We start from the raw sequence: 26,752 nt of genomic DNA on the forward strand, positions 1-26,752 counted from the left end.
CCCCCTAAAATTTCTGTAATAATTCTATAAGATATTCGACACCTTGAACAAAATCGCTAACTAAAATATGTTCATTTGGTGCATGTGCTCCACTTGCTGCATTATGTACCCCTACTAATACAATCGGCAGTTTAAGGACATTCCCAAAACATTCAATTGGTCCACCACCGGCAGCGTTTGGAACATACTTCACTTGGTCGTCCCCATAAACTTTTTTTGCAGTAGTCATAGCGAGTTGTACAAATGCATGACTTGAATCTGAGCGAAAAGCATTTTCGCCAAGATTGAATGTAACTTTTAAATCTGCAAAACCTTTTTTTCTTAGATGCGCTTCGACTAGTCTTACGATTTTCTCTGGGTTTTGTTTGGGTACTAGACGACAATCTAATTTTGCCTTTGCATACTTCGGAAGAACTGTCTTAACTCCTTCTCCTTCGTAACCAGAAGTGAGACCATTTATTGTCATCGTTGGCTCATTTACAAAAGCATAAGCTGGCTTATCTGTTATAAATCCACGCTTTAATCCAAATGTTCTTTTGACTTTTTCCTCATCAAAATCCATCTGTTCAACTGCCGCTTTCTCTACAGATGTCAATTCGTCAACATCATCATAGAATCCCTCTACCGTAACTCGTCCATTTTTATCTTTTAACGTTGCTAATCCTTGAACCAGCCTCCAAGCTGCATTTGGTGCAAAGCACGCAAGCGAAGAATGCATATCAACATCTGCAGTAACAGCTTCAATATCAAAACTGACAATTCCTTTCATTCCACTAATAACTTCAAAGCGACCAACAGAATTTTTCCCGCCGCCTTCCCAAATACAGGCGTCAGCTGCTAGCTCTTTTGCATGTTCCTTAACTGTCTCATCAACGTGCAAGCTTCCAATCTCTTCTTCCCCTTCTACAAAGAATTTCAAATTCACAGGAAGACCGCCATTTTCCTGAAACCACTTCACCATTACTAACCGCGCCATAAGTTCACCTTTATCATCACTAGCTCCCCTAGCAATCAATTTTCCATCAACAAAAGTTGGTTTAAACGGCTCTGTCGTCCATTCGTCTAAGGGTTGTGCGGGCTGCACATCATAATGGTTGTAGAATAGAACTGTTTTTGAGCTTTTTCCTTCAAACTTCGCATAAACAAATGGATTTTGTCCTTTTCTTTCCCATTTTTCAGATTTCTGCGCTCCTAATTCTTCAAAGGTTTTTACTAACCAATCGCTAGTTTCTTTAATTCCTTTGTTTTCCGCAGAAACGCTTGGAATTGCAAGATAATCAAGAAAATCGTTAAGCTGATTTTCTGCATAATTATGTATATCTTTAGCCATGATAAATCCCCTTTCTCACACAAAAAAGCACCCTAGTTTATCAGCAATGATAAAACTACGGTGTTATATTGAAAGGTTTCATTCTCTTAAAATGTCTATATTTACCCATCATTATTCACATCGTAGTCTTACATGCCGCAATGTGAATAATGACGAAAAAACCTACGTCACTGGATTGCACTGCGGCATCCTAATAATGACTAGGCTAATAATATTGATTTGCTTACTTACTATCTTTTTAAATGTCATCAGTGCAATCCTCCTTCTAAAATAAACAAGTCGCGTAATTGATGTTTTTCATTCTACTCCATTAAGATTAAATTTCAATAGTTAATTTGGATTTAATATTCAAAAAATAATTACTATTATTCATTTTACTTTTTAAAGCCAAATTATCTTTCAAAATTATCACACAAAAAGAACCTGCTTTTTACTTATGCAGATCCTTAGTAAATGCTTATACTGTGACTCAATATACCACAATTTATCCTAGAAATTTTTTAGGTCATCAACAGTCAGCAGTTTCAAATATATGTTTCAGTTCTATCATGCATTTTATAACTTAATACTATAATGTGTACCCTTCAACGCTGCTTTTAAACTTTGTTCATCAAAATCACCTGCAACAACTGCATTTGCATTAGCAAGACTTACACCAACCTTGGTTACTCCAGCAACTCCTGAAAAAGATTCAGTCACCTTTTTCACACAACCATCGCACTTCATACCAGTAATTTCATATGTTTTTTCCATCATATTCCCTCCTTATTCTTTTTCACGCTTTTTTAGACGGCCTAAAAGATCTAAGACGCAACGCATTTAATAAAACTGAAACCGAACTAAAACTCATTGCAGCCCCCGCAATCATTGGGTTAAGTAATGGCCCACCAAGTAAAAATAGTCCTCCCATTGCCACTGGAATACCCAATATATTATATGCAAAGGCCCAAAAGAGATTCTCTTTAATATTGCGAATAGTTGCCTTGCTTAACTGATATGCAGTGACAACATCCAGCAAATCATTATGCAACAATACAATATCTGCCGCAGCAACTGCCACATCGGTTCCTGAACCAATCGCAATTCCAACATCGGCTTGTGCCAAAGCAGGTGCATCATTTATTCCATCGCCAACCATTGCAACACGTTTGCCTTCAATCCGTAAAGCCTGCACTTGCTTTGCCTTATCCGCAGGCATAACCTCACTTTTAACTATTTCTATCCCGACCTGTTCCGCAATTGCAGATGCAGTTTTGGCATTATCGCCAGTCATCATAATTACTTCAAGTCCTACTTCTTGCAATCTAGCAATTGCAGACCAGCTTGAACTCTTGATAGAATCTGCAATCGCAACAATTCCCACCAATTGTGTACCCAATGCTAATAATAACGGTGTCTTTCCTTGCAATGCTAACCCATCAACTTGTTTTTTTATCTGAGATACATCAATCTGCTTTGCCATCATCAGCGACTCATTGCCTATACTAATAGTATCTCCAGCAATAACTGCTTGAATTCCTTTACCAGCTATTGATTGAAAATCTGAAGCAGCTCGTATCTGTACATCATGCTCCCGCACATAAGCCATAATCGCCCTTGCAAGAGGATGCTCGGAATTGTATTCTAGCGCAGCAGCAAGTTCTATAACTTTTTTTTCTGTAAAATTATTAAAAGTAAAAATATCAGTAACACTTGGAATTCCGGTTGTAATTGTCCCAGTCTTATCTAATACAACAGCTTGGACATTTTGCAACGACTCAAGAGCTGTTCCACTCTTAAAGAAGACTCCACTATCCGCACCCTTGCCTGTTCCAACCATTATTGCCGTTGGTGTTGCTAATCCAAGCGCACATGGGCAAGCAATTACTAAAACGGCAATTGCAATTGTCAAAGAAAAGCTAAATGATTCATTACCAATAAAGTACCATCCAAACCCAGCTAATAAAGCCAAAATAATTACCGTTGGTACAAAAAATGAGGATACTCGATCCGCAATTTTTGCAATCGGAGCTTTTTGTGCCTGTGCATCCTCTACTAACTTAATAATTTGGGATAAAACCGTTTCTTTTTGCTTTTTTGTGACTTTAAGCTTGAAGGAACCTCCTTGATTTAAGCTCCCTCCAAATACATTATCTCCAAACTTCTTCGTTACTGGCATGCTTTCACCTGTCAATAATGATTCATCAACAGTTGAATTTCCTTCAATAATCTGGCCATCAACTGGAATCTTCTGTCCTGGACGTACAATAACAATATTTTCGATCTTTATGTCAGCTAGAAGTCGCTCTTCTTCTTGGCCATCAACTATTACGTTTGCAGTTTTAGGTGCTAAATCCAACAGTTTCTTTATTGCTGTTGAAGTTTTTCCCTTTGAAACTGTTTCAAAATATTTTCCTAGTGTAATTAATGTCAGAATTGTTCCTGCAGCCTCATAGTATAAGGTATCAGAGTAACTATACTTACCTAAAAAAACTTGAGTTGTTCCAAAAACACTGTATACTAGCGCAGCACCTGATCCTAGAGCAACAAGTGAATCCATATTGGGATGCCCTTTTAACAAAGTTTTGAATCCAATTCTGTAATAATCAAAATTCAAGATAACCACAGGAATTGCCAATATCAGTTCAACAGCAACAAAAAGCCGTGGGTTAGAATCAGACCGCATAAAATCAGGCAGCCAAAATCCCAACATTGAGCCCATTGCAATATATAAAAGTGGAACTGTAAGGATAGCGGAATAGACAAATTGACTCCATAGTTTATTTATTTGTCGTTCTTTGCTAAATGTTTGTTGTTCGATCTCATCAGATGTTCCAACGAGTAACTTGGCGCCGTAACCTGCTGCAATAACCGTCGAAACAATTTTTTGCTTATCAAGTGATTCTGGCTCATATACCACATTCATCTTTTCAGTTGTCAAATTTACATTAACATCAGACACACCTATTAGCTTGCTAACTGCTTTTTCGATTGTCAACGAACATGATGCGCACACCATTCCATCAATTGCATAATCTTCACTTTTCATTGATTATTCACCTCTATCTCGCAATCTTCAATGTCATTGCGTTCAAAGCAACAATAACCGTCGAAAGTGACATTACAATTGCCCCAACTGCTGGGCTCAAAACAAAGCCTATTCCGGCAAGAAGCCCAGCTGCTAATGGTAATGCAATAATATTATACCCTGCACCCCACCATAGATTTTCAACCATTTTGCGACTTGTTGCCTTTGCAAGATACAAGAAGTCCAAAACATCTTTTGGATTACTCTTAACCAAGATTACATCTGCTGAATCAATTGCCACATCGGTTCCTGCGCCAATTGCAATACCAATGTTGGCCCTCGCTAAGCTTGGAGCATCGTTAACCCCATCACCAATCATCATCACATTATGGCCTTCATTTTGATACTGTCTAACAATCTTTTCCTTAGCTTCCGGTTTCAAGTCTGCCTTGACAGTAATTTCACCAAGTTGTTGCGCAATTTTTTGTGCAGCCAACTCATTATCACCGGTTAACATAACGGGTTCAATCCCTAATTTGTGCAGCTCTGCAATAAAAGACTTTGACTCTGGCTTAATTTGATCGCCCTGTGCAGCAAGGCCCAGAACTTTTTGATTGCTTATCAAGTAACTAATTGAATTTCCTTTTTGGGCCAAGTCGGTAAATTGTGCTTGCTTAAAATCAATATTATTTTTTTTCAAATAACTTGCCGTTACAATACTGTATTCATGACCACCAATTGTACCTGTGACACCTACACCCTTAATCGTCTGAACATTAGCTGCCGAACCTGCTTTTAACTTTCTTTCCCTTACTTCTGCGAGAATACCTGCTGCCAGCGGATGGCTTGAATTTGCTTCAAGTTGTGCCATTAAACTCAAAATTTCGTTATCTGAATAATTTGAATGTAAGCTTTTAACTTCATTTACCTTAAAAGCACCCTCAGTTAAAGTCCCCGTTTTATCCATTAAAACGATATCCAAGTGCTTGACTTGTTCTAAAGCTGTCCTGTTTCGAATTAGTAATCCATGCGTTGCTGCCAACGAGGTACTTCTAGAAACAACAAGCGGAATAGCTAATCCTAACGCATGCGGACAGGCAATGACTAACACCGCAACGGTCCGATTAAGTGCAGTGCTCATGTCTGCGAGATTCAACCAAACTAAAAAGGCAATAATCCCAATTACCAATGCGGCATAAAATAACCACTTTGACACCCGATCGGCAATAGATTCAGCCTTTGATTTATCTTGCTGTGCTTGACCAACAAGTTTGCTGACCTGTGCCAAATAACCATTTTCACCAGTTCCAGTAACAGCAACAAGAAGTGTCCCATCTCCATTCAAGGAACCACCAATAACTTTATCCTGCTTTTTCTTCAAAACCAACTTGGACTCACCAGTTACCAACGATTCATTCACAGAGCTCATACCATCGACAACCTTCCCGTCAGCTGGTATTTTCTCTCCCGCTAAAACTTTAATCTGCTGCCCTTCTTGCAACTCGCTCAACATTACATCATGTGTTTCACCGTCTTCAAATACATGTGCTTCACCGGGCAACAGAGCTGCCATCTTCTCAAGCGCATTACCCGCGTTCATTGTGGCATTCATCTCAATCCAGTGTCCTAATAACATGATGACAATCAAACTTGCTAATTCCCAAAAGAAGTCCATTACATGTGGCATCCCAGTAACAAAATGATTCATGATAAAAGCGTACAAACTATAGATATAAGCTACACTAATTCCCATTGTAATCAGCATCATCATTGCTGGATTTTTTTCTTTTATTTCCTGCCATGCTCCTGTATAAAATGGCTGCCCACCATAGAAGAAAAGAAATGTTCCTAAGAACAAAACTAACCAGTCGGATCCAGTAAATGATAAATCAAAAGGAAGTTCAATTCCCATAAATGACGAGAGTACAAATATCGGTAAAGCCACAATAAATGAAATCCAAAATTTCCCTTTGAGATTACCCATGTGATGCATAGACCCCATCTCATTGTTCATTTGACTGTGGTCCATTCCTGACATCTCATGATGGTCCATCTTATCGTGATTCATTCCCGACATGTTATGATGCTCCATCTTACCGTGATTCATTCCTGACATCTCATGATGCTCCATCTTATCGTGATCCATTCCTGACATCTCATGGCCTTTCAGCTTCAAATTTTTTTCATCATCATTCTTCATATGCTCAACCCTCCTGATTATTTTCTGGTAAGTCTAACAGCAATCATCTTTCATTCCTTCGGGTAAACAATCACACTTTATCACTTCTGGTGCTGTTTTGCTTTTTTGTACAAGTACTTTCTGTAGCTCTTGGATATCCGTACGACTTAATTCCAACTTGGAGAGTAATTCAATTACAACTTTGCCTTTTTTCATATTACATAAATGATCAAATAACTCCGTAACATTCTCATTCATCGCATCTTTTTCTTCAATAGTCGGATGATAAATGAACTTACGCCCATCTTTTACAGTCTGCAAAATTTCCTTATTCACAAGTCTTCTTAACAAAGTCTTGACTGTCGATTCTGTCCAAGAACGTTTTTTCTGTATCAATTCAATTACCTCTGAACTACTTGCACCACCCTTGGTCCAAATAATTCGCATTAATTCCCATTCTGCAGGACTCATTTTTGTTGCATCACTTGCAGTCATCCATGTCACTCCCTTTCGTCTACACTTGTAGCCACAAATATATGGTAATCCTTTTGTTTACACTTGTCAACACAAAAAAGCCCCAATGTTAATTAATCACTTTTCATCAATTAACACTGGAACCATTTTTAAATTTTACTCTACATTTATCTTATCTTTTTAATATTTTCGTTTCTCATCACTAACAATTTCAACCTTAATCCTATCTGGATCTTCAAAAAATAATGTGTACACATCATTACCACTTGCATGAGGGTAGCTGTCTGCATACAACTCACTATATCCTCGTTCATGAACTTCTTGGCGAATAAAATCAACAGTTTGGGGAGACTCAACATAAAAGGCTAAATGATTTAGTCCCACCGCTGTTCGATTATATTTTGACTCTATCTTGTCGGTCTGTACAAAAACAATATAGGTGTCATCAAAGCGATAGCTTACTCCATCCGCCCATTTCTGAAAAAGTTGATAATTGAGCTTGTCAATCAATAACCATTCCCAAAAGTTCCGTGTTTCCTTCAAGTTTCTCACGTATAATTCAATATGACTAATTGTACCTGTTTTTTTCAAAATTTGAATACTCCTAATATTATTTGTTAATACTAGACTAACACACATAATATTAATTTTCCCTGTCCCAACAATCAGAGCTTCTCTGCAAATCCTATCAGTTGCTAAACAGGTTTTGCGACTTCTATCATAATTCCAATTCATTTTTCCTAAATTTAACTATGTTACTAATTTTGAAGGTTGCATATGCGTAAGGCATTATCTTAGTTTCATCAGCAAGTTCATTTTCAAATATATCGACTTTAACCGCTTTCCTACTAATTTTGTTTTTTATATCAATAATCTCACTTGAAGCATTTAAAATTCTAACCAGATATTTCCCTTTTTCTTTGGATGGATAAGTTGCTGATACCACTAATTCTTGATCAACAGCAAGCAATGACAATTTTCTTGGAATCTGATAACTAATTTCTGTTGGCCAAATTTTATTGTCTAATCGATTTATGAATAGATTTAATGTCTGCTTTTGGTAAGAAATACTTTGATCAAAAGCTGTATTTATTTCTCTTGAAAGTAAGCTAAGCGATTCATCTGTTTTGTTCAATACCATCCCAACAGAAAACTCCCAGTCACCCTTTTCCTGTGCCATTGGAGTGGGCATCATAATATGTCCTTCATTTGTAGTATCCCCTGATGCTCTCCCTGGTCTCCACGCTAAATTTGGCTTTCCTAATTGTCCAGTGGTAGATAATAAGGTTATATAAAGATACTTATTATCAAACTCAAACTCCTTTAATCCCTCCGGAAAGAAACTAAAAGATTTATTATTACCGTTCACATTCAGAAGTTTGTCAAAATTATATATATTTACAGGTTTTTCATCAAATTTATCTTGCCAACTTTCGGAAACTTTTTTATTTGTAACATCGATTATCCCACCTTGTATACCTGCTTTAATCTTAAAAATTTCTTTATTCGGATTTATCCTCAATCGTACCCGATGCGATTCAATATTATTATTAAAAATTACCTTAAAAGAAAACCTTTCAGTAATTTTATTCAATGTTATTACTAGTTTGTATGAAAATTTTTTCTTGTCATTTCCATTTATTCTATCTGATAATGTTTCAGGCAATACCTGCTCTCCACTTATTATTAAATTCTCCAATATATCACTGTCACGGACCACATTGCACTCACTAAATGGTAAGACTCTCTCCTCATCATCTTCAACAGGAGAGTAATCATAGGTATCTCCATCATTCCCCGCATCTAGCAGTGACATAAAGTCATGAATAACCTCAGTTCCACTGATAAAATTTATCTTCCCATTGTTGAATTCAAATTTTATATTTTTTGTTGCAACATAATCATTAACTTTCAAGACACAAGAATTATTCTCGTCTGGTACATCATGAAATCTTATTACCGTATATCCTAATGAATCTAGCCGAACCTTAATTGTACATGTCAATGCAAAATACTCGGGTTCATCAAAATATTCTCTACCCTTTTCCGTCATTTTTAAAACATGTTTTCTCATCGGATAATGTTTGTCAACCACGACTGATTGAAATTCAACATTATCAAATTTAATATTTTTTGAACGAGCCATAATTCTTACTTTTTTAAATCCATCAAAAATCTGCGGTGTAGTATTAAATAAAAGCAATTCATTATCATTAAGATCTAGTGATTCTCCAATCTTCTTCTTAATTAAATTTTCAATCCCATCTGCCAACTCATTTGCTTCCTTAAATCTATGCATAATATCCTCTGCAACATTGTCAGAAATACTCCCTCCCAACGAATCATGTGCCTGTGACTCCAATAATTTTTTCCACAACTGTGTAAGCATGCCTCTGCCAACTTCAATACCAGTACTTTCCGCAATCACCATCAGAGGTTCAACACGCTTCAAAATTTTCTGTTCAATTTCAAAATTTTGCTTTTTAATTGATTGCCTTACTGAACCGATAGTCCTATGAATTCTTGAGTAGGTTGGCAAACGTAATTCACCGCTATATTCGGGTAATACTTTTCCTTTCAAAATATCAACAAATTCCTGATAAGTAGAAACTTTTGTCTCATAATTACTTTTCTCGTTAATATTTCTTACAGTTTCTGCAATATTATGAACAATATTCATCTGATCAATCCCTGATGGCATCAAAACATCAGAATTATTACCATGTTCGTGTAAAAACTTGATATTTGGGTCGTACCTATCATTAATAAAACTAGACATTTTTTTCTTAGCATCTAATCCAATTTGTCCTGTAAAATATCCAAAAGGAAAATTGGCAGCAGTTACTGTATCCTGACTCAAAGCTTTCCATTTAAAATAGGGTGAAGAAACTTGTGTATTAAAATTAGTTCCTCTCCAAAAGAGAATACTGTCTATTCCAACCTGATTTAACAACATTGGCATTTGTGCATTAAATCCAAATGTATCAGGCAAGTAACCTACCATCATTGCTTTCCCGTATTTTTCAGTTGCCTCACTTATACCAATATTAAGGTTTCGTAAAATGGATTCAGCATCAGGTATCAATGCATCTGTTTGCGTGTACCAAGGACCTACAAATAATCTGTCACTCTTCACTAATTTGCGGATTCTTTCTAAGTTTTCAGGATGAGTGTTTACATATTCATCAAGAATAGATGTCTGTCCATCAAGACAAAAATTAGCATCTGGGTGGGTTTCAAGCTCATTAAGTACTTCTGTAAAAACTTGGTCCGCTAAAACTTGTGAATCCATTACCGTAAAATACCATTCTCTATCCCAATGTGTATGGTTTACAAGATATGCTTTTACCACTTTGTTGCCTCCTTATTATTCTTCTGATTCAATACTACTTTTTGTAAATTTCTTCAATAAATTGACTAAAATAGCTACAGTGAAAACACCAACCAAAATTGCAATAATATAAAGTATCCAATTCGAAGAAAATGGAATTGCCATGACTGTTGAGAGGGCTGTCTTTTGATATGTTCCAAAAAATCCATTAACCGCACAGCCTAATGAAGTTCCTACAATAATGCTTGGAATCACTCTAACCGGATCAGCAACCGCAAATGGAATTGTTCCTTCTGTAATTCCTACAATCCCCATCACTAATGCAGATCTTCCACTTTCGATTTCTTGCTCAGAATAAAGTCTCTTGCCACCTAATAGTGTTGCAACAAACATTCCAAGTGGAGGGATTCCAATCGCCATTAGCATAGCCGTACTTGCCTGATATCCTCCTGAGGTAAATGCCGCCATTCCAAAAGCATAAGCAATTTTGTTGATAGGTCCCCCCATATCTATAGCCATCATTGCGCCCAAAATTCCTGCCATTAACACTGCATTTGCTCCACTCATCCCTTTAAGCCAAGCTGTTAGGAATATTGTCATTGTTTGAATAGGTGTACCTATTACATATATCAGCAAAAGGCCAATTATAAGTGTTGCTAAAAAAGGAATAATAATTAAGGACTTAACCGCTTGTAAGTTTGCTGGCATTGGTATTTTTTTTAACCATTTAGCACTGTAACCAACTAAAATCCCCACTAACATACCTCCTAGAAAACCTGTTCCCATCTTTGAAGCAATCAATCCCACTATAAACGCTGGAGCTAGTCCAGGACGATCCGCAATTGCAAATGCAATATATGCAGCAATCATCGGAACAATAAAAGTCAATCCAGTCTGTCCCAGCAACCTAATATTTCCCCAAATAGTAGATGTTTCATTCCAAACACCATTTCCACCGAAAATAACCGCAATTGATGTCAGTAACCCTGCTGCTGTAACTAGTGGAATCATGTATGAAACCCCTGTTTGAAAATATGTTGCCAGCTTCTTCATTTCTCCTTTAAATCCGCTCATCTTCATTCTCCTTTCGCTAATTTGATAGCATCTTCTATGGTTGTCTTTCCATCTTTAACAACTTTAGACGTTCCAACCTCTAAAATCTTTTTCCTAGCAAATCTTTCTTCATTTTGTACAGTTGTATCTACTGCAAAAATGACTACGTCTGCCTCATCAATTTCTGCTTGTGTCAATTCATTTTCAATTCCCATCGCACCTTGTGTCTCAATCTTAATTTCACAGTTCTCTTTTTTAGCAAACTTTTTTAAATTAGCTGCTGCCATATATGTGTGTGCAATTCCTGCTATACATGCTGTTATTCCAACAATTTTCATCTTTCATTTCCCCTTTTTTGTAATATTTTTAATATATTTTCTTTTGAATCAGCTTTCTTTATAGCTTCTACAAAGTCATCGTCCATTAATTCACCTGATAAAGTTGCCAACATCCTCAAATGTTCATTTCCCTTGTCTTCTGGTGAAACTGCCATCAGAAAAATATTTTTTACTTTAGAGCCATCTAAAGAATTCCACTCAATACCTTCCTCATTTCTTGCAAACATCATTGTTGTCTGAATAACATGTGCGCTTTTACCATGAGGAATAGCCAATTCATTTCCAATTCCGGTTGTTGAGGCTTTTTCTCTTTCTAACACATCCCTTTGAAAAGCAACGGCGTCATCAACATATCCATTTTCTTTTAAAATCACTGCAAGCTTTTGAATTGCATCCGATTGATTCAAGGCCCTTAAATTTAGAACTATATTTTTTTCAGAAATAAATTCACTTATATTATCATTCATTCTCACTGCCCTCTTTTTCTCTTGATTCTAGTTCATAGATAACTTGTGACTGTGTTGTAGCCTTAACAATTTTTTTAATCTTCTTCTTATTTGTAACTACTTCATTCAACGCTTCATAAAAATCGTTGATAAATGGTTTTGCATCATCTGTCAAAAGCAGGAAAAATAAAATATTAACTTTTTCATGTCCTTTATAAATACCTTTAGGAGAGACAAAAACAAACACAGCAGATTGATTAACTTGCTCTTTGGTAGCATGTGGTAATCCTACTTCATCATAAAAAGTCGACGATATTTTTTCTCTTTGTAAAATAGCTTGTTTTAAACCCGCCTTGGAAATTTTACTTTTTTCAGCGATTTTGCTGACTTCCGTAACAGCTTTCTCAAAAGTAACACGTTCATTTTTTATAATAATATTATCAAGATTGATTAAGGACCTCATTCTAAATCTTTTGTTCCTAGACGATAGATTTCTTAAACCTTTTTTTATTTCTCCGACTGCCCCAATATCCAAAAAAGGTGTTACAACAATTAATGGTACATCTCTCTCAACCGTATTAATCGTCGCAATAACCAAATCAGCTTTTTTTACTTCGTCTTCACTCAAATTCTGATATTCATTATTGGATAACACTCTTAAAACTTCCAATTGATTTGAAAAATTTTGTAAAATTCGCTGTTTGAGTAATTGTGCAGTGCCTAATCCTGAACTGCAGACAAGATATACACTAAAAATCGATTTTTCTCTTTCAAAATATGCCTGAAAATGTAATGCGATATATGAAACCTCGTCATCATCAAAGTTAACATTGTATTTTCTACGAATAGTATTACTCAGCTTTAAAGCCTCTTCATAAGCTCTAACAAAATTTTGCTTAATTTCATCCTTCAACGGGTTTCTAATGCTTAATCCTAAATTAATTCTTTTAATTGCGGGTGTTAGATGCAGCACTAATCCGTTTAGCAGATTTGCATCACACTCATCAATATTTTGTTCCAAGAATTCAAATAGTTCGGAATTATAATTTGCTTCAATTTCCTCATTCATTCCAGCTTTCACTGAGCGAATATGAATATCCAAATAGTTTTTTTCAGCTAGTGGTATTTTTATCTTGAATTCATCTTCTAGTTTTTGAACCAGATAAAGTGTCTCTTTGTTGATCATTCCATCCGCTTCAAAATTTCTAAACTCATTTTTCTTACCGATTCTTGATAAAGAGATAGCAAGATGAATTATTAATGATTCTTTTTCATAATCCGTAAACTTCAGCTTTGAACTCACTATAAATTCATCAGTAATCTTAATTATTTTTTCTAACAAACTTTTATCAATGATATTAGCTAGAATCTTCTCATCGATAACTAACTCATCATTTTGTGTATTCCAAAACTTATATAATAAATCTGCTGCAAATTTTCTTTTTTGCTTGGAGGTTCCATCAACAATTAAGCCTTCATGGCCCTTAGTTCTAATTGCAATCCCATATCGATCAAGTATTGGCTTGACTTTTTGAATTTTGGACTCAATTGATGCTCTACTTAAGAAAAACGCATCAGCTAAATCTTGAATCTTCAAAGGCTTACCTGAAAATGTCAATTTCGATAACAATGACAGAGTAACTTCATCATTTTCAAAATACATTTTTTTCAATATACCTATCTGCTTTGCGTCACCTCTTACTTGTATCCCAGTCCCCCTTTTTCTGATTAATTCAACACTGTATTCGTCCAGAAATTCTTCAATGTGGTCTAAATGGTTTGCGATTGTTTTTCTGGAATATCCAGTACTTTCAGATATATTCTGATAGTGGATTGTTCCGTGTTTTAAAATCAGGTTTAAAATTGCTTGATCTTTTGCATCTAAGTTTTTTTTCCCTGACATTGAATATCAACTCCTTTTGAATACGGTTTCATTATATTGTATTAAAATTGTTCTTCATACTTATAAAAGTGAACTAATGCTAGTACACCTGAATTAACTTGTCTTGTCCACGATCTTTCCTTTCCGTCTTTTAATTGAAAATTTATAATCCGTGTTCTATACTCAACTTAGTTACAAGTGTAACTAAAATTATGCTGAACTTTTACTTAAGGAGGGATTCCCATGTATTACAGTAATGGTAACTATGAGGCATTCGCCCGTCCTCAAAAACCGGCAAATGCTGAGGATAAATCGGCTTATATTGTTGGCTCTGGATTGGCTGGATTGGCCGCCGCTGTCTTCTTGATTCGCGATGGGCAGGTTCCTGGAAATCAAATTCATATCTTTGAAGAATTAGCTTTACCGGGTGGAAGCATGGATGGTATTTTGAACGAACAAAGAAGCTATATTATTCGTGGCGGACGAGAGATGGAGCCTCATTTCGAAACACTTTGGGATTTATTTCGTTCTATTCCAACTTTAGACGATCCAGAAGTTTCGGTACTTGATGAATTCTACTGGCTGAACAAAAATGATCCGAGTTATTCGACAACTCGAGCTATTGAAAATCGTGGTAAGCAGATTACAACTGATGGGCAATTGACACTCTCACGTAAAGCAATTGAAGAAATCGCAAAGTTAGTCTTAGCGTCTGAGGAACAACTCGGTGATGTTAAGATTAACGAGGTTTTTGGGACCGAATTTTTCAAGTCCAATTTTTGGCTATATTGGTCAACGATGTTTGCCTTTGAACCTTGGGCTAGTGCCGTTGAGATGCGTCGCTATTTATTACGCTTTGTCCATCATGTAGGGACTCTCCAAAACATGTCAGCTTTAAAATTCACAAAATTTAATCAGTATGAATCCTTAATCAAACCCCTTATCAAGTTTCTTGAAAATAAAAATGTTGATTTTCAATATAATACAACTGTTGATAATATCATCGTTGAGCACTCAACTGAAAAAAAGATTGCCACTGAACTTGACTTGACCAGCAGTGAAGAAAAGAAAAAGATTTCACTTACTGCAGATGACTTAATATTTGTTACCAACGGTTCAATTACAGAAAGCACCACTTATGGCGATAATACTCACCCAGCACCAAAAGAACATGAAATTGGACCAAGTTGGAATCTCTGGGAAAAATTAGCAAGCCAAGACTCAGATTTTGGGCATCCAGCCAAATTCTATAAAAATATTCCCACAGCAAGCTGGGTAATTTCAACTACGTGTACTTTCACGGATGAGCGCGTCATTCCTTATATTAAAAAAATTACTGGTAAGGATCCTCGCAGCGGTTCAATCGTGACTAGTGGACCCGTCTCAATCAAAGACTCAAATTGGCTTTTAGGAATCTCAATCAGTCGACAACCTCATTTTCAACAACAAAGGTCAAATGAATTAATTGTATGGCTGTATGGTCTGTTTTCTGATCAACCCGGTAACTATATTCAAAAAAAGATTACTGAATGTAGTGGTAAAGAAATTTGTGAGGAATTCTTATATCATATTGGCGTTCCAGAAAATCAAATTGCCAATATAGCACAAGCTGCTAACTCTATTCCTGTGAACATGCCTTACATCACTTCATACTTCATGCCAAGAACTACCGGTGACCGTCCACTTGTTGTTCCTGCTGGTTCGCAAAACCTTGCCTTTATTGGTAACTTTGCTGAAACTCCAAGAGACACTGTCTTTACAACTGAGTATTCTGTAAGAACAGCAATGGAAGCAGTCTACCAATTACTAGATGTAGACCGCGGAGTCCCTGAAGTCTTTGCTTCTTCATTCGATCTCAGGACAATTTTAAATTCAATTTACTATCTGAATGATCAAAAAAGCCTTCCAGAACTCCCGTTGAATAAGCTTGAAAAAGTCGGACTCGATGCTTTTTTGAAAAAAATTCAAGGAACATATTTAGAAGAAATTTTTAAAGCCGCAAATTTAATTTAACCAACGGTTTATAACATATATTGCAAGGAGGAATAATAATGAAAAAACATACCTTATTTGCCGCTTCTCTTATTTTTGTTGCCGGAGCTGCGGTCGGCCATCTATATGGTAATAAGATTCTAAGAAATAGGCATTGCTGTAAGAAGTCTAATAATTGTTGTACTGTCAATTCTTCAAAAATAACCGCTGCAGACCCTGTTTATATTCGTGAAACAGAAACAAACGGTCATGGGCTCTAAGCAAAAACTTAACTAAGCGTAATAAAAGGGAGACATGGATCATAACTTTTGACCCATGCCTTCTTTTTACTGCCTAGAGAGTGTGCCATAAGCCGGGAAAATTTGAGTACTAACTCGAAATTACGAACATAGCGAGTATTTTGCTATGAGTAATTCGAAGTTAGACGGAGAATTTTGACTTATGAAACACGTTTATACGGAATAAATATTTGCATAATCCATTTCAAACAACAGTTTCATCGTTTCTTCCCTGTAGATCATTTTTAATTTTTTTTGCTAATTGTGCTGCAATTTTTTTAACAGATCGTTTATAATCTGTTTTCCGCCAATACAATAAACTTGAGAAAATAGCTCCAGAATAATAGGCAATCTCATATTGTGAAGGCTGCTCATCCTTTATTTTAAGCTTAAAGAAATCATTCAAATACTTATTTTGTTTTTCCAGCGCTAATCCTTCTATTGCGGCATTCACAATTGCTGACAAAACCTGCGGATTATTACTAAAATAGCCAAAATAAACCTCTAACAACTGATCCAACCTATCCAAGTTACGCTGTGAAATATCAGCAACAAATTGATCATATTCCTTTTGAATAAATTTATTTAAAATATCTTCCTTGCTATCATAATTTCTATAAAATGCCATCCTAGATATTTCTGCTTGATATGCAATATCAGTAATCGAAATATCTGAAAAATTATTTTTTTGCATCAGTTCAAACAACGCTTTTTCAGTCTTTGTCTGTGTTTTAGCACTTCTCTTATCCATCATCACTAACCCCCTTTAAACTAATAAAGAATTATCCTTAATTAAACATCTTCTTTAAATACCCTCTAATTCTCAAATCTAAACTTTCTTTAATACTTGGATATCCCCAAAAAATAAAATACCAATTTTGCATGAGATGAAACCAGGTCGACAGACAATAGAATGCAGATAAATCACCTTTGCTTTCAATGTACCTCTGCCATATTTCATCGTCATACTTCTTAATAAAACCTATCAAATCATGCTCACTAATATTTTTTGCTTCAACACCCTGAAAAAATGCATACGCAACCCGCTGTTCTTCTTCATCAATAAAAGGTACAGTAAGCTTATTCATGATACATCGAATTACATCAAAAATAGAATTAACATCTTCTGTATGAAAGCATTTGTGTGAAATTGCTGCACCTAGAAAATCACTCCCATGGGCAATCGCATGTGCCCATCCTTTTTCAGGAACATATCCGCGAAAATCATTTTCCTTTTTCAAGTAATCAATTGCACTTTTGAAAATAAGCTCTCGCTGTTTATCGGTAAAAAGAGGCGTTTCTCCATCAACATCCAGTAAAATACTACCCAATAATGCACTAAATGAGCGTAAAAAAATCTGATCCTTCTTCCCGTCAATTTCAGTAAATATTTCCAAATTATTTATAAAATCAGTGATAATTATTTGTTGCTGTCTCACTGTGAATGCTTTTTCTTCAAAGCCTCTAGCAAATAAGCTATAGATTAAATTATCCCTTAACTCTGGATCCACATTACCGAGGTTGTTCATCATGTACACAACTGTTTTATCCTTAAAACTTAAGTTACCTTCCGTTAATTCTAGCAGCCTTCTCAATTCTTTCTTCAAAAAATTCCCTCACAATTTAAAGTCCTATTTTTGTTGTTTTTCAATAAAAGATCTCACTACTTAATCTCATCTGAATCAGTATTTGTATTAATTATAGCCTATTCCAAAGATATTATTGAATTAATATGAAATCATAAATTTTTTACCTGTTGCATATGCTTACAAAAGTTATTTCAATTTTCTGCTTTTTACATCTCCTAGTTGACTTAAAATTCAGTAACATCTATACTATCAAAATGGAAGTATAATAAATGAACGTTGAAGGAAAGAGTAATCAAGCCAAAGATGTAAAGCGACTGCCAATAGTGAAAGGGCAGCATCAAAAACTTGATGAAGATGAATCTGGAGTTTTGCTGGAAGTGCAAGCTGTCAGCACGTTTTGACTCGATATCGTCCTTAACATAATATGATTATGTTTATGAGGCTACGAAGCTATTGCTTTCGCAGTAAATTTTGGGTGGTACCACGTTTGAACGTCCCTGCATTAGGTTGCTGGGGCTTTTTTATTTGCAATTTACGGATTAATAAAAAGGAGAGATTTTATGACTAGAATTAGGCAGCATAAGATTATCGCGTGGTTAGTTTTCTGGCGTGGTAGTTCTAGGGGAAGTACAGCTATGTGGCAAAATAGATCTCAATAAAGAGGAGTATTTAATTAAAAAAATGGGGGATGAACAATCGATGAATTCTAAAAAAATTGCTATCACAACAATCTTTGCTAGTTTATTTTTATTACTTACGGCATGTGGGAAGCAGACTAGCAGTACACAAAAACAAGTTTTAAACCTTAGCACTACTGCACCATTAAGTACGATTGATATTTCAAAATCAACTGGTTATGGTCAAACTGGTAATGTCTTTGAAAGCTTTTATCGCTTGGGGAAAAATGGTTCTACAACAGCTGGTTTAGCCAAATCCAGCAGTGTTTCTAAAGATGGTAAAACTTGGACATTCAAGATTAGAAAAGCATATTGGAGCAATGGTGACCGCATAACCGCACAAGACTTTGTTTATTCGTGGCGCAGAACGATAAATCCTAAGACAAAATCGCCATACTCTTATTTATTCAATGGTATCAAAAACGCCAATGCAATTATTGCGGGTAAGAAATCGGCTAATCAAATTGGGATCAGTGCTACTGACAAGCAGACTGTTGTTATCAAACTCGACAAAGCAATTTCTTATTTCAAAGTCCTAATGGCTTATCCATTATTTGGGCCACAAAATCAAAAAGTTGTAGAAAAATATGGCAGCAAGTATGGGACTCGTTCACAATACATGGTTTATTCCGGTCCATTCACTATCAAGTCATGGAATGGAACAGGTAACAAATGGAAATTCGTAAAAAACACCCATTATTGGGATAAAAGTGTAGTCAAGCTACATCAAATCAATTATACAGTCGTAGAAAATCCGACAACTGGTCATGAACTATATCAACAAAACAAGCTAGATCTGACACCTCTGTCTAACCAACAAGTTAAGAATTACCGAAGTTCTTCACAATTTAAGTCTTATCCGTACTCTTTCATCTCATATCTTGCGTACAATTTTAATGATAAAGATACTGATAAGCGTAAGGCCTTAAACAATCGTTATATCCGCTTGGCAATGTCATTGGCAATCAATCGGCAAGTTCTTACCAAAAAAGTATTGGGTGATGGTTCTTACATTCCAACTGGCTTTGTGGCTTCTGGATTAGCAAAAGATCCAAAAACTGGTGAAGACTTTTCGAAACAACAGACAGTTAAAAACACTGTCACTTACAATGAAAAATTAGCAAAAGAATACTGGAAAAAAGGCCTGCAAGAAACTGGTCTAAAGAGTCTGAAGCTAACCTTATTATCTTCAAACGATGACAGCAGTAGCAGTGTGGTTTCGCAATACTTACAGTCACAGTATGCTAAAGTCTTACCTGGTTTATCAATAACCATTCGCAGTATTCCGAGCAATAATGCTTCACAGAGTGCAAAGGATGGCGACTTTGACCTATACTTATCTGGCTGGGGCGGTGATTTCAATGATCCTATCACATTCCTCCAAATTCCATTAACAGGAACTTCTTATAACTATGGCGGATATTCGAACTCTCAATATGATGCACTTATAGAGAAAGCCCAAAATGAAGATGCAAATAATACCAATAAACGCTGGAACGATTTGGTTGCTGCAGCTAAAATATTCAATGCGGACCAAGGAGTAACACCTATCTATCAACAAGTTACATCTTACTTGCAGAAATCTGATGTTAAAGGTATCATTCATAATACTGCTGGAACACAGTGGAATTATAAGTATACGTATATTAAATAAGCAGCATTATAATAATTACATCAAAAAATACCAACTCTAAAAGTTAGACTACAAAATCTAATTTTTGAGATTGGTATTTTTTTAACTAACTATCATTTTAATATTCTTCTTTGATTCAAAAATAAAAAAGCTTTTCGGACTTATTCTTAGCTATTTTCTTCAGGAACAACTTCCAATGTCTTCTTATCAATTACCGTTCCATCCCCAATTGCTACGCCATCCTCTAAAAAGGTCTTCTTGGCTAATGAAGCAATTGCCAAGGTAGAAGTTGTATCAAAGGCTCCCCCAACAACAGCACCCAAAACTGGGACCATCTTGCCTAAATTAATAAGACCTTTTGAACCAAATTTGGTTGCCAAACGAAAACCAGCTTTTTGATTAATACTTATTAATACGGTACCTGGTATTCTCTTAATCATTCCCGTAGCTAATTTGTTGGTAAACAAAATTCCTGTCTTCTTAACTATATCAGAAACTGAAGTCCCTGCTAATGTAGCATAAACAAAGGTTTGCACTTGGTCACTCTTCAAATTATATCCTCTAATTCGTGCAATTGCCGCAATCATTCGCATTTGAAATAAAATAACCGAGGCAATATTAGCTGGAATTGTCACAGGAAAAGTAATGACTCCACCAAAGCCTGTTACAAATCCAGACGTAGCAGCTTTAGCAACTTGAAACTGGATTAATTTATCAATCGCAGTTTCTTTATCATATTTTGATAAATAATCATTTACCAGATCATCAATACTTTCTTGTCCTGGTATACCATTAGTCGTTTTGTCATAATCCCATCCAAGTGTTTCCATCATTTTTTTGTACCGCTTCAGAAACTTGAAATTTATTATTAGTAAACATACTTTTTGCGTTACTCAGTATATCTTGATTTAAAAACCCACCCTTTTTATTATCCAAAATTTTCCCCCAGATTAAATTATTAAGTTACTGACTATTGTGTTAATTATAAACTGTAATAAAATATATTTGAATCATTTTTATGAGTTTCTATAAAAAAAGTAAAATACGTTTCAAAACAATTTGATAATATTATCAGCGTGGAACATTCTCAAACATTCAATAAATAATGAGGAGATAAGTAAATGGCAGATAATCAAAATACAAACCATGAACTTTTTTATAAATATTACGCCCGTTGGATTAAAATCTATAAAGAAGGAGCAGTACGCCAAGTAACTTTACAAAAATACATGATGACACAACATTGGCTCATGAAACTCATTCCGACTCTTGAAATATGTCAACTGACTCGTACATCTTACCAACAATTACTTAATGATTACGCACAATTTCATGAAAGACAAACCACAATGGATTTTCATCATCAATTAAAAGCTGCAATACTGGATACAGTTGATGAGGGCTGGCTTACACATGATCCAACACGTAAAGCAATTATTAAAGGTCGTACCCCTCGCAGTAAAAAACAAAAATTTTTAAATCAATTTGAAGTTCATAAACTTTTAGCAGACTTAACACTTGGGTCAACACTCGATTGGGATTGGATGATTCTCTTAATCGCTAAGACTGGAATTCGCTTTTCCGAAGCACTTGCATTAACACCCAGTGATTTTGACTTTTTACATCAATCATTAAACATCAATAAAACTTGGGACTATAAAAATAACACTGGCTTTTTGCCAACTAAAAACCTGACATCAAATCGAAAAATTCAAATTGATTGGCAAACTGCTATTCAATTCACTGAGTTAATCAAAGGACTACCCAAGGAAGAACCAATCTTTGTTCATGGAAAAGTTTGGAACTCAACTCCCAATAAACGGCTTGAAAAGCATTGTAAAAATGCAGGAATTTCAATTATTTCAATTCATGGATTACGTCACACTCATGCCTCTCTTTTACTATTTGCGGGAGTCTCGATTGCCAGCGTGGCTCGTCGTCTTGGTCATGCAAGTATGACAACAACTCAAAAAACCTACCTGCATATTATCGCTGAACTTGAAAATAAAGATATTGACCTAGTCATGCGTTCATTATCAAGTTTAAGTAGCTAACTATTGCCTTACGAGAATGGCCTACGCTGATGAATAGTAATAGCTTTATTAAAATGTTCTATGAAGTCAACAATTTTCTTTTGTTCTTCGATTGATTTAGGAACTTTGACTATTCCTTCTAAGAATTCTAAATCTGTAATGTTAACATTGTTTCGTGCTCCAACATTTACAAGTGGAAACAAATAAAAATCTAATCTATTTTTGTCTTCAAAATACAATTGAATAATACTAGTATTGATTTCTTTTTGCGCTTGATAAACACAGTAGAGCGAAGGAACAATTCCCACATTACCTTTGTTTGTTCGAACGATTCCGTTTGGAAATCCTTTTATTGGAGATTTTGTATAAATTAGATCACCATGTTTAACTACACGATAATTTTTTACTGATTCCTTGGTTGATTTCAAACCAAAAAATGTTCTTTTCGGAATCAACTCCGTACCCAACGAAGCTGCTAAAATATCTTTTTGATTATATAGACCGTTATTATTTTTATTTCTTGATGGCTTAAATAATTCCCCTAACTTACGCTGTTCCCAAACGTACGCAAAAAAGACCTAGAATTTCATTTCTTGGTCTTTTTTCTCAACTTTAAGTTAGATTTATTGAGCTATACTCCTAGAATTTTTAATTGCTCTGCAATTTTTGCTTCAAGTTCTGCAATTTTTTGGTTATCTTTAGCTAACAAAGACTTAACCTCTTGTAAATCAATCGGCTCTTCTTCTTCAAAAGTATCTACATAACGTGGAATATTCAAATTATACTCGTTCTCACGAATCTCATCTATTGAGGCAAGGTGGGCATACTTATCGACATCCACTCGATTTCGATAAGTTTCTACAATTTTATTAATATTTTCGTTACTCAATCTATTTTGATTCTTGCCTTTTTCAAACTCATTACTTGCGTCAATAAATAAAGTATCCTTTGTAGTGCGTTTCTTCTTGAATACAAGAATAGTCGTCGGAATTGATACACCATAAAAGAGATTTGCGGGTAAACCAATAACAGCAAAAATTCGATTCCCACTCTTATGTTCAATCAAGTTTTTGCGAATTACTCCTTCTGCTGCACCACGGAACAGCACACCATGCGGTAATACAATCGCCATGGTTCCTTCTTCATTTAGATGATACAAGCTGTGAAGAACAAATGCGTAGTCTGCTTTCGTTTTAGGTGCAAGTTTACCATAGTCGCTGAAGCGTGGATCCTTTAGTTTTGTCTCGCTATTATCCCAATGAGCCGAGTATGGAGGATTCGCAACTACTGCATCAAAAGACCGTGGATGATCTATTCCTTTAACATCAATTCCATCTGGCCAATCACTTTCAAGTGTGTCGGCATTAGAAAGTGTCATATTATTAAAAGAAACCCCATGCATCATTAAATTCATCCGTGCCAAGTTATAAGTTGTCGTGTTCTTTTCCTGACCATAATACTTAATTGCTCCAGGATGGGTTCCGCCTGGCAATTCATTACCAACCGTCAACAGCAATGATCCTGAGCCACAGGTTGGATCATAGACAGAAAATGTTCTGTCCGACTCCTCAATATCATCAGTTACTACCTTTGCAAGAATCTTAGATACTTCATGTGGCGTATAGAATTCCCCACCTTTTTTCCCTGCTGAAGCTGCAAATTGTCCAATCAGATATTCATAAATAACACCTAAAATATCTTTACCATCTTCACCCTTATAATCAATATCATCAACCAATTTTACAATACGATTCAAAGACTTGGCACGTTCATTGGTGGATGATCCCAGGCGAGAATCACCTAGATTTATATCATTGAAGACTCCTCGAAAATCTTGTGAGGCTTCTTTATTAAGTTCAGTATTTTTGTTGAAATTATCAAAGATAGTCTGGTAATCACTTGGAATAACCATACTATTATCAATCTTATTAATCAGTGATTCCCAGGTATCTAGTGGTGCAATTGCATATCCAAGGCTTGAAGAAATATCTTCAAGATACTCTTTAAGGTCTTCTCCGTTTGCCTTTTTTAAATATACTTTATTTATTGACTCTCCTTCTGGAATATCTAAAACATTATTTTCAACCAAATAATTCTCTTGGAATTCAGATAGATAACGATAAAACATGAATGCTAGAATGTAGTTCTTATATTCAGCAGCATCCATATTCCCCCGAAGTTCATTCGCCATTGCCCAGAGCTTGCCAGTTATAGTTTGTAAATTGTTCTCTGCCATTTTTATGTCTCCTTCTATCTTCTTAATTTAAATAAACATTTGTTGTAAAAGTGCCTTTTTCTGTAGTTTTAGATGGTCTATCTTACGCTGATGAAGGGTAATGGTGTTGTCAAGTTGTTTGAAAAAAGTGCCGATTTGTTGTTGTTCTTTTAGTTTTGGATATAATAAATTTATTTGTTGCAAATCAGAACTATGAAGATGAACCACGGATTTTCCTTGAGCCCTCCTAGCCATTTCCTTTTGTTGTGAGCCATTTGAAATGGTTAATGCTAAAAATAACGAATCAATTAATATACTAGGCTTTATAACATTTAGATCTCCACCCAATATAAATCCTGATTTACCAACAACAGAAGCTCTGGAAATATCTTCTGATGTTTCTCCAGAAGCAGGAACAATAACTTCATTTCCTTTACTAGTTACAGATCTATCTTTCGGTACTACGAAAGTATCTACATCATTAATCACTGTTTTGTACTTTGTATATAGACGACCATAAAGAATAATAGGGCTGCCATTTTCCGTCAAATCTTTTTTTGTGTAGCCATTTCCTTTTGAAAATTCTGCAACTTCCCCCAACTTACGCTGTTCCCAAACTTCAGTAAATCCTGGAAATCGTAATTCGGGAATTTTTTCTTCTTTTTTAGGAAACATTTTTTGAAGTAGACCACTTTTTAATTTTTTTAAATGTTCGAGCCTACGCTGATGAATAGTGATAGTTTTATCAAGGCTTTTGAAAAATGCTCCCAATTTGACCTGTTCACCTTTGTTCGGCAAAGTCACTTCGATAGATTCAATATCTGAACCGTTATAGCTAGGCAAAGCACCAACTTGTGCATATCGAGGTAAGTTGATTGTTTCAAACAAAGTCTTTCCGAAATCAATATCCCAAGAGCCATCAAAGACATACGCCATGGTGTTGTTATCAATTAAGAATGGACTTGTCACAAGACGTTTACGATTGAGCATGATCGCTGCTCCGACTTTCGCAAATATGACTGCTGGGACCGTCTCAATTGTTTTCCATTTTTTGCGTGACAACTGCTCGTAATTGACATAATTATTGGCGTTAATCATTTCATGTTCGTTACCAGGCTTATTCATATCCGATACCTTGTAAAATGGAACACCTTCTGTTCCACCTTGTTCAGCATCTGGAAAACCGATTCCAGATTGTATTTTGCCCATTTCCCCCAACTTACGCTGTTCCCAAACGTCAGTAAATCCTGGAAACCTCAACTTAGGAACCATTTGTTTTTTCTCACTCATTTTTGTCTCCTTTCAAGCGCTTCATATTGCTTGATAAGGCTTTGAAATAATCTTCATCCACTCTTGCAATTTCATGATGCTTTTCTTGATATTTTTCATATTCCCTATCAACTTTGATATTCGCATTCTTTCGACTAATTGTTCCTTTACCTTCTAAAATATCAGCACGTTGATAGTTCAGATACCGATCGAGCTCAGCCTTCCAATCAGCCATTGTCATGGTTGTCTGCGTTTCTGCTTGATATTCCGCCGTATCTAGATATCCTGAAACTATTAGATTTAGTCGATTCAATTCTTTTTCATCTAAATAATTTTTTGATATTTTCAAATCAGACTTTCTTGGGTAATTTGCTTTATAACTAGTTAGTCCCAAGTCATCCCGCCTTGCATCTAATCTTGTAAAAATAAGTTCTGGTGCGGTTTGTCCTGTTACTGCATACAGCATTTTATTTTGAACAGTTTGAAAAAATTCACGTGCAAGATTACTTGAACCATCATAATCAACGCTTGTAGCAAAAATATCCAAGACTTGCTGATAAAACAGTCGTTCACTAGAACGGATATCACGAATCCGCTTTTGTAAATTCTTAAAGTAGGTCAAATCACTAGCTAATTTTTCTGTATCTAACGCTGCTCCCGTGATTAAATACTCTTTCAAAACAGTCGATGCATATCTTCTGAACTGAGCACCACGAGCTGAACGAACTCGGTAACCTATTGCTAGGATCATATCAAGATTATAGAATCTAACCTTTTTAGTTTGGGTTTTCCCTACAACTGCACCATGTTGAGTGGTTGTCAACTGATAGTTGACAACCACTTTTTCATCAAGCTCACCATCTTCAAAAATCGCCTTGATATGCTTACTCACATTTTGTTTTGTTGTTTGGAACAATTCAGCAATTTCCAACTGTGACAGCCACACCGTTCCGTCTTGCAGATGCAGTTCAATTTTAGATTCCCCATCTTCCGTATTATAAAAAATTATATTACTCGCCACATTTA

At 35.6% G+C, this 26,752-nt stretch carries 21 protein-coding genes and 2 pseudogenes; 5 read left to right on the top strand and 18 right to left on the bottom strand.

All coding sequences use genetic code 11. The features are described from left to right. Nucleotides 1-4: 4 nt before the first annotated feature. The 11 genes from FFX44_RS07475 to FFX44_RS07525 form a co-directional block, all read right to left on the bottom strand. On the bottom strand, nt 5-1,330 hold the full coding sequence (locus FFX44_RS07475; protein ID WP_289979415.1) for a M20/M25/M40 family metallo-hydrolase: 1,326 nt from the start codon (nt 1,328-1,330) through the stop codon (nt 5-7). A 555-nt stretch (nt 1,331-1,885) separates the two neighbouring features. After that, nucleotides 1,886-2,083 (bottom strand): heavy metal-associated domain-containing protein, encoded by a 198-nt coding sequence (locus FFX44_RS07480; protein WP_289979416.1) that lies wholly within the window; start codon nt 2,081-2,083, stop codon nt 1,886-1,888. 22 nt (nt 2,084-2,105) lie between these two features. Then, the gene (locus tag FFX44_RS07485; RefSeq protein WP_289979418.1) at nt 2,106-4,358 is read right to left on the bottom strand and encodes a heavy metal translocating P-type ATPase; all 2,253 of its coding nucleotides are present in this window, start codon (nt 4,356-4,358) and stop codon (nt 2,106-2,108) included. Between the two features lie 13 nt (nt 4,359-4,371). After that, entirely contained in the window at nt 4,372-6,414 is a 2,043-nt protein-coding gene (locus FFX44_RS07490) for a copper-translocating P-type ATPase (protein ID WP_289979838.1), read from the bottom strand. A 156-nt stretch (nt 6,415-6,570) separates the two neighbouring features. Next, nucleotides 6,571-7,011: a CopY/TcrY family copper transport repressor gene (locus FFX44_RS07495; RefSeq protein ID WP_289979419.1), complete on the bottom strand. Its 441-nt coding sequence runs from the start codon at nt 7,009-7,011 to the stop codon at nt 6,571-6,573. Nucleotides 7,012-7,170: 159 nt separating this feature from the next. Beyond that, nucleotides 7,171-7,581: a VOC family protein gene (locus tag FFX44_RS07500; RefSeq protein ID WP_289979421.1), complete on the bottom strand. Its 411-nt coding sequence runs from the start codon at nt 7,579-7,581 to the stop codon at nt 7,171-7,173. Between the two features lie 127 nt (nt 7,582-7,708). Beyond that, nucleotides 7,709-10,342 carry an alpha-mannosidase gene (locus tag FFX44_RS07505; protein ID WP_289979423.1) on the bottom strand — a complete coding sequence of 878 codons (2,634 nt, stop codon included), beginning with the start codon at nt 10,340-10,342 and terminating at the stop codon, nt 7,709-7,711. Nucleotides 10,343-10,357: 15 nt separating this feature from the next. Beyond that, on the bottom strand, nt 10,358-11,395 hold the full coding sequence (locus tag FFX44_RS07510) for a PTS fructose transporter subunit IIC (RefSeq protein WP_289979424.1): 1,038 nt from the start codon (nt 11,393-11,395) through the stop codon (nt 10,358-10,360). Between the two features lie 2 nt (nt 11,396-11,397). After that, nucleotides 11,398-11,712, bottom strand: a complete 315-nt coding sequence (locus tag FFX44_RS07515) for a fructose PTS transporter subunit IIB (RefSeq protein WP_289979425.1) — start codon at nt 11,710-11,712, stop codon at nt 11,398-11,400. Further along, the gene (locus FFX44_RS07520) at nt 11,709-12,179 is read right to left on the bottom strand and encodes a fructose PTS transporter subunit IIA (protein WP_289979426.1); all 471 of its coding nucleotides are present in this window, start codon (nt 12,177-12,179) and stop codon (nt 11,709-11,711) included. Before FFX44_RS07520 ends, FFX44_RS07515 begins: the two co-directional genes overlap by 4 nt. Then, nucleotides 12,172-14,061, bottom strand: a complete 1,890-nt coding sequence (locus tag FFX44_RS07525; RefSeq protein WP_289979427.1) for a BglG family transcription antiterminator — start codon at nt 14,059-14,061, stop codon at nt 12,172-12,174. Before FFX44_RS07525 ends, FFX44_RS07520 begins: the two co-directional genes overlap by 8 nt. A 222-nt stretch (nt 14,062-14,283) precedes the next feature. Here FFX44_RS07525 and FFX44_RS07530 point away from each other — a divergent pair, with 222 nt between their 5' ends. Together FFX44_RS07530 and FFX44_RS07535 are read left to right on the top strand one after the other, a co-directional pair. Then, nucleotides 14,284-16,053 (top strand): oleate hydratase, encoded by a 1,770-nt coding sequence (locus FFX44_RS07530; RefSeq protein ID WP_289979429.1) that lies wholly within the window; start codon nt 14,284-14,286, stop codon nt 16,051-16,053. A 38-nt stretch (nt 16,054-16,091) separates the two neighbouring features. After that, complete coding sequence (locus tag FFX44_RS07535; RefSeq protein ID WP_289979431.1) at nt 16,092-16,292, top strand: hypothetical protein; 201 nt, start codon at nt 16,092-16,094, stop codon at nt 16,290-16,292. A 223-nt stretch (nt 16,293-16,515) separates the two neighbouring features. On the opposite strand, the gene FFX44_RS07540 is transcribed toward FFX44_RS07535, so the two are convergent. Both FFX44_RS07540 and FFX44_RS07545 read right to left on the bottom strand, forming a co-directional pair. Further along, the gene (locus FFX44_RS07540) at nt 16,516-17,064 is read right to left on the bottom strand and encodes a TetR/AcrR family transcriptional regulator (protein ID WP_289979433.1); all 549 of its coding nucleotides are present in this window, start codon (nt 17,062-17,064) and stop codon (nt 16,516-16,518) included. Between the two features lie 34 nt (nt 17,065-17,098). Beyond that, complete coding sequence (locus tag FFX44_RS07545) at nt 17,099-17,917, bottom strand: DUF2785 domain-containing protein (protein WP_289979435.1); 819 nt, start codon at nt 17,915-17,917, stop codon at nt 17,099-17,101. A gap of 251 nt (nt 17,918-18,168) precedes the next feature. Here FFX44_RS07545 and FFX44_RS07550 point away from each other — a divergent pair, with 251 nt between their 5' ends. Beyond that, the gene (locus FFX44_RS07550; protein ID WP_289979438.1) at nt 18,169-18,300 is read left to right on the top strand and encodes a hypothetical protein; all 132 of its coding nucleotides are present in this window, start codon (nt 18,169-18,171) and stop codon (nt 18,298-18,300) included. 298 nt (nt 18,301-18,598) lie between these two features. Further along, the gene (locus FFX44_RS07555; RefSeq protein ID WP_289979441.1) at nt 18,599-20,230 is read left to right on the top strand and encodes a peptide ABC transporter substrate-binding protein; all 1,632 of its coding nucleotides are present in this window, start codon (nt 18,599-18,601) and stop codon (nt 20,228-20,230) included. 146 nt (nt 20,231-20,376) lie between these two features. On the opposite strand, the pseudogene FFX44_RS07560 reads toward FFX44_RS07555, so the two are convergent. Beyond that, a pseudogene (locus FFX44_RS07560) lies at nt 20,377-21,088 on the bottom strand (EcsC family protein). A gap of 242 nt (nt 21,089-21,330) precedes the next feature. On the opposite strand from FFX44_RS07560, the gene FFX44_RS07570 reads away from it, so the two are divergent. Then, nucleotides 21,331-22,263: a site-specific integrase gene (locus tag FFX44_RS07570; RefSeq protein WP_289979448.1), complete on the top strand. Its 933-nt coding sequence runs from the start codon at nt 21,331-21,333 to the stop codon at nt 22,261-22,263. An 8-nt stretch (nt 22,264-22,271) separates the two neighbouring features. Here the strand turns inward: FFX44_RS07570 and FFX44_RS07575 are convergent. The 4 genes and pseudogenes from FFX44_RS07575 to rhuM form a co-directional block, all read right to left on the bottom strand. Continuing rightward, nucleotides 22,272-22,790: pseudogene (locus FFX44_RS07575) on the bottom strand (restriction endonuclease subunit S); the annotation flags it as partial. Between the two features lie 83 nt (nt 22,791-22,873). Beyond that, nucleotides 22,874-24,478, bottom strand: coding sequence for a type I restriction-modification system subunit M (locus tag FFX44_RS07580; RefSeq protein WP_289979450.1), 1,605 nt, complete (start codon nt 24,476-24,478; stop codon nt 22,874-22,876). Between the two features lie 27 nt (nt 24,479-24,505). Further along, nucleotides 24,506-25,747, bottom strand: coding sequence for a restriction endonuclease subunit S (locus FFX44_RS07585; RefSeq protein WP_289979453.1), 1,242 nt, complete (start codon nt 25,745-25,747; stop codon nt 24,506-24,508). Next, the gene (gene rhuM / locus FFX44_RS07590; protein WP_289979456.1) at nt 25,740-26,747 is read right to left on the bottom strand and encodes a RhuM family protein; all 1,008 of its coding nucleotides are present in this window, start codon (nt 26,745-26,747) and stop codon (nt 25,740-25,742) included. Before rhuM ends, FFX44_RS07585 begins: the two co-directional genes overlap by 8 nt. Nucleotides 26,748-26,752 lie beyond the last annotated feature (5 nt).

The organism is Lactobacillus sp. UCMA15818, assembly GCF_030400225.1.
In the GTDB taxonomy this organism is placed as follows: Bacteria; Bacillota; Bacilli; order Lactobacillales; family Lactobacillaceae; genus Liquorilactobacillus.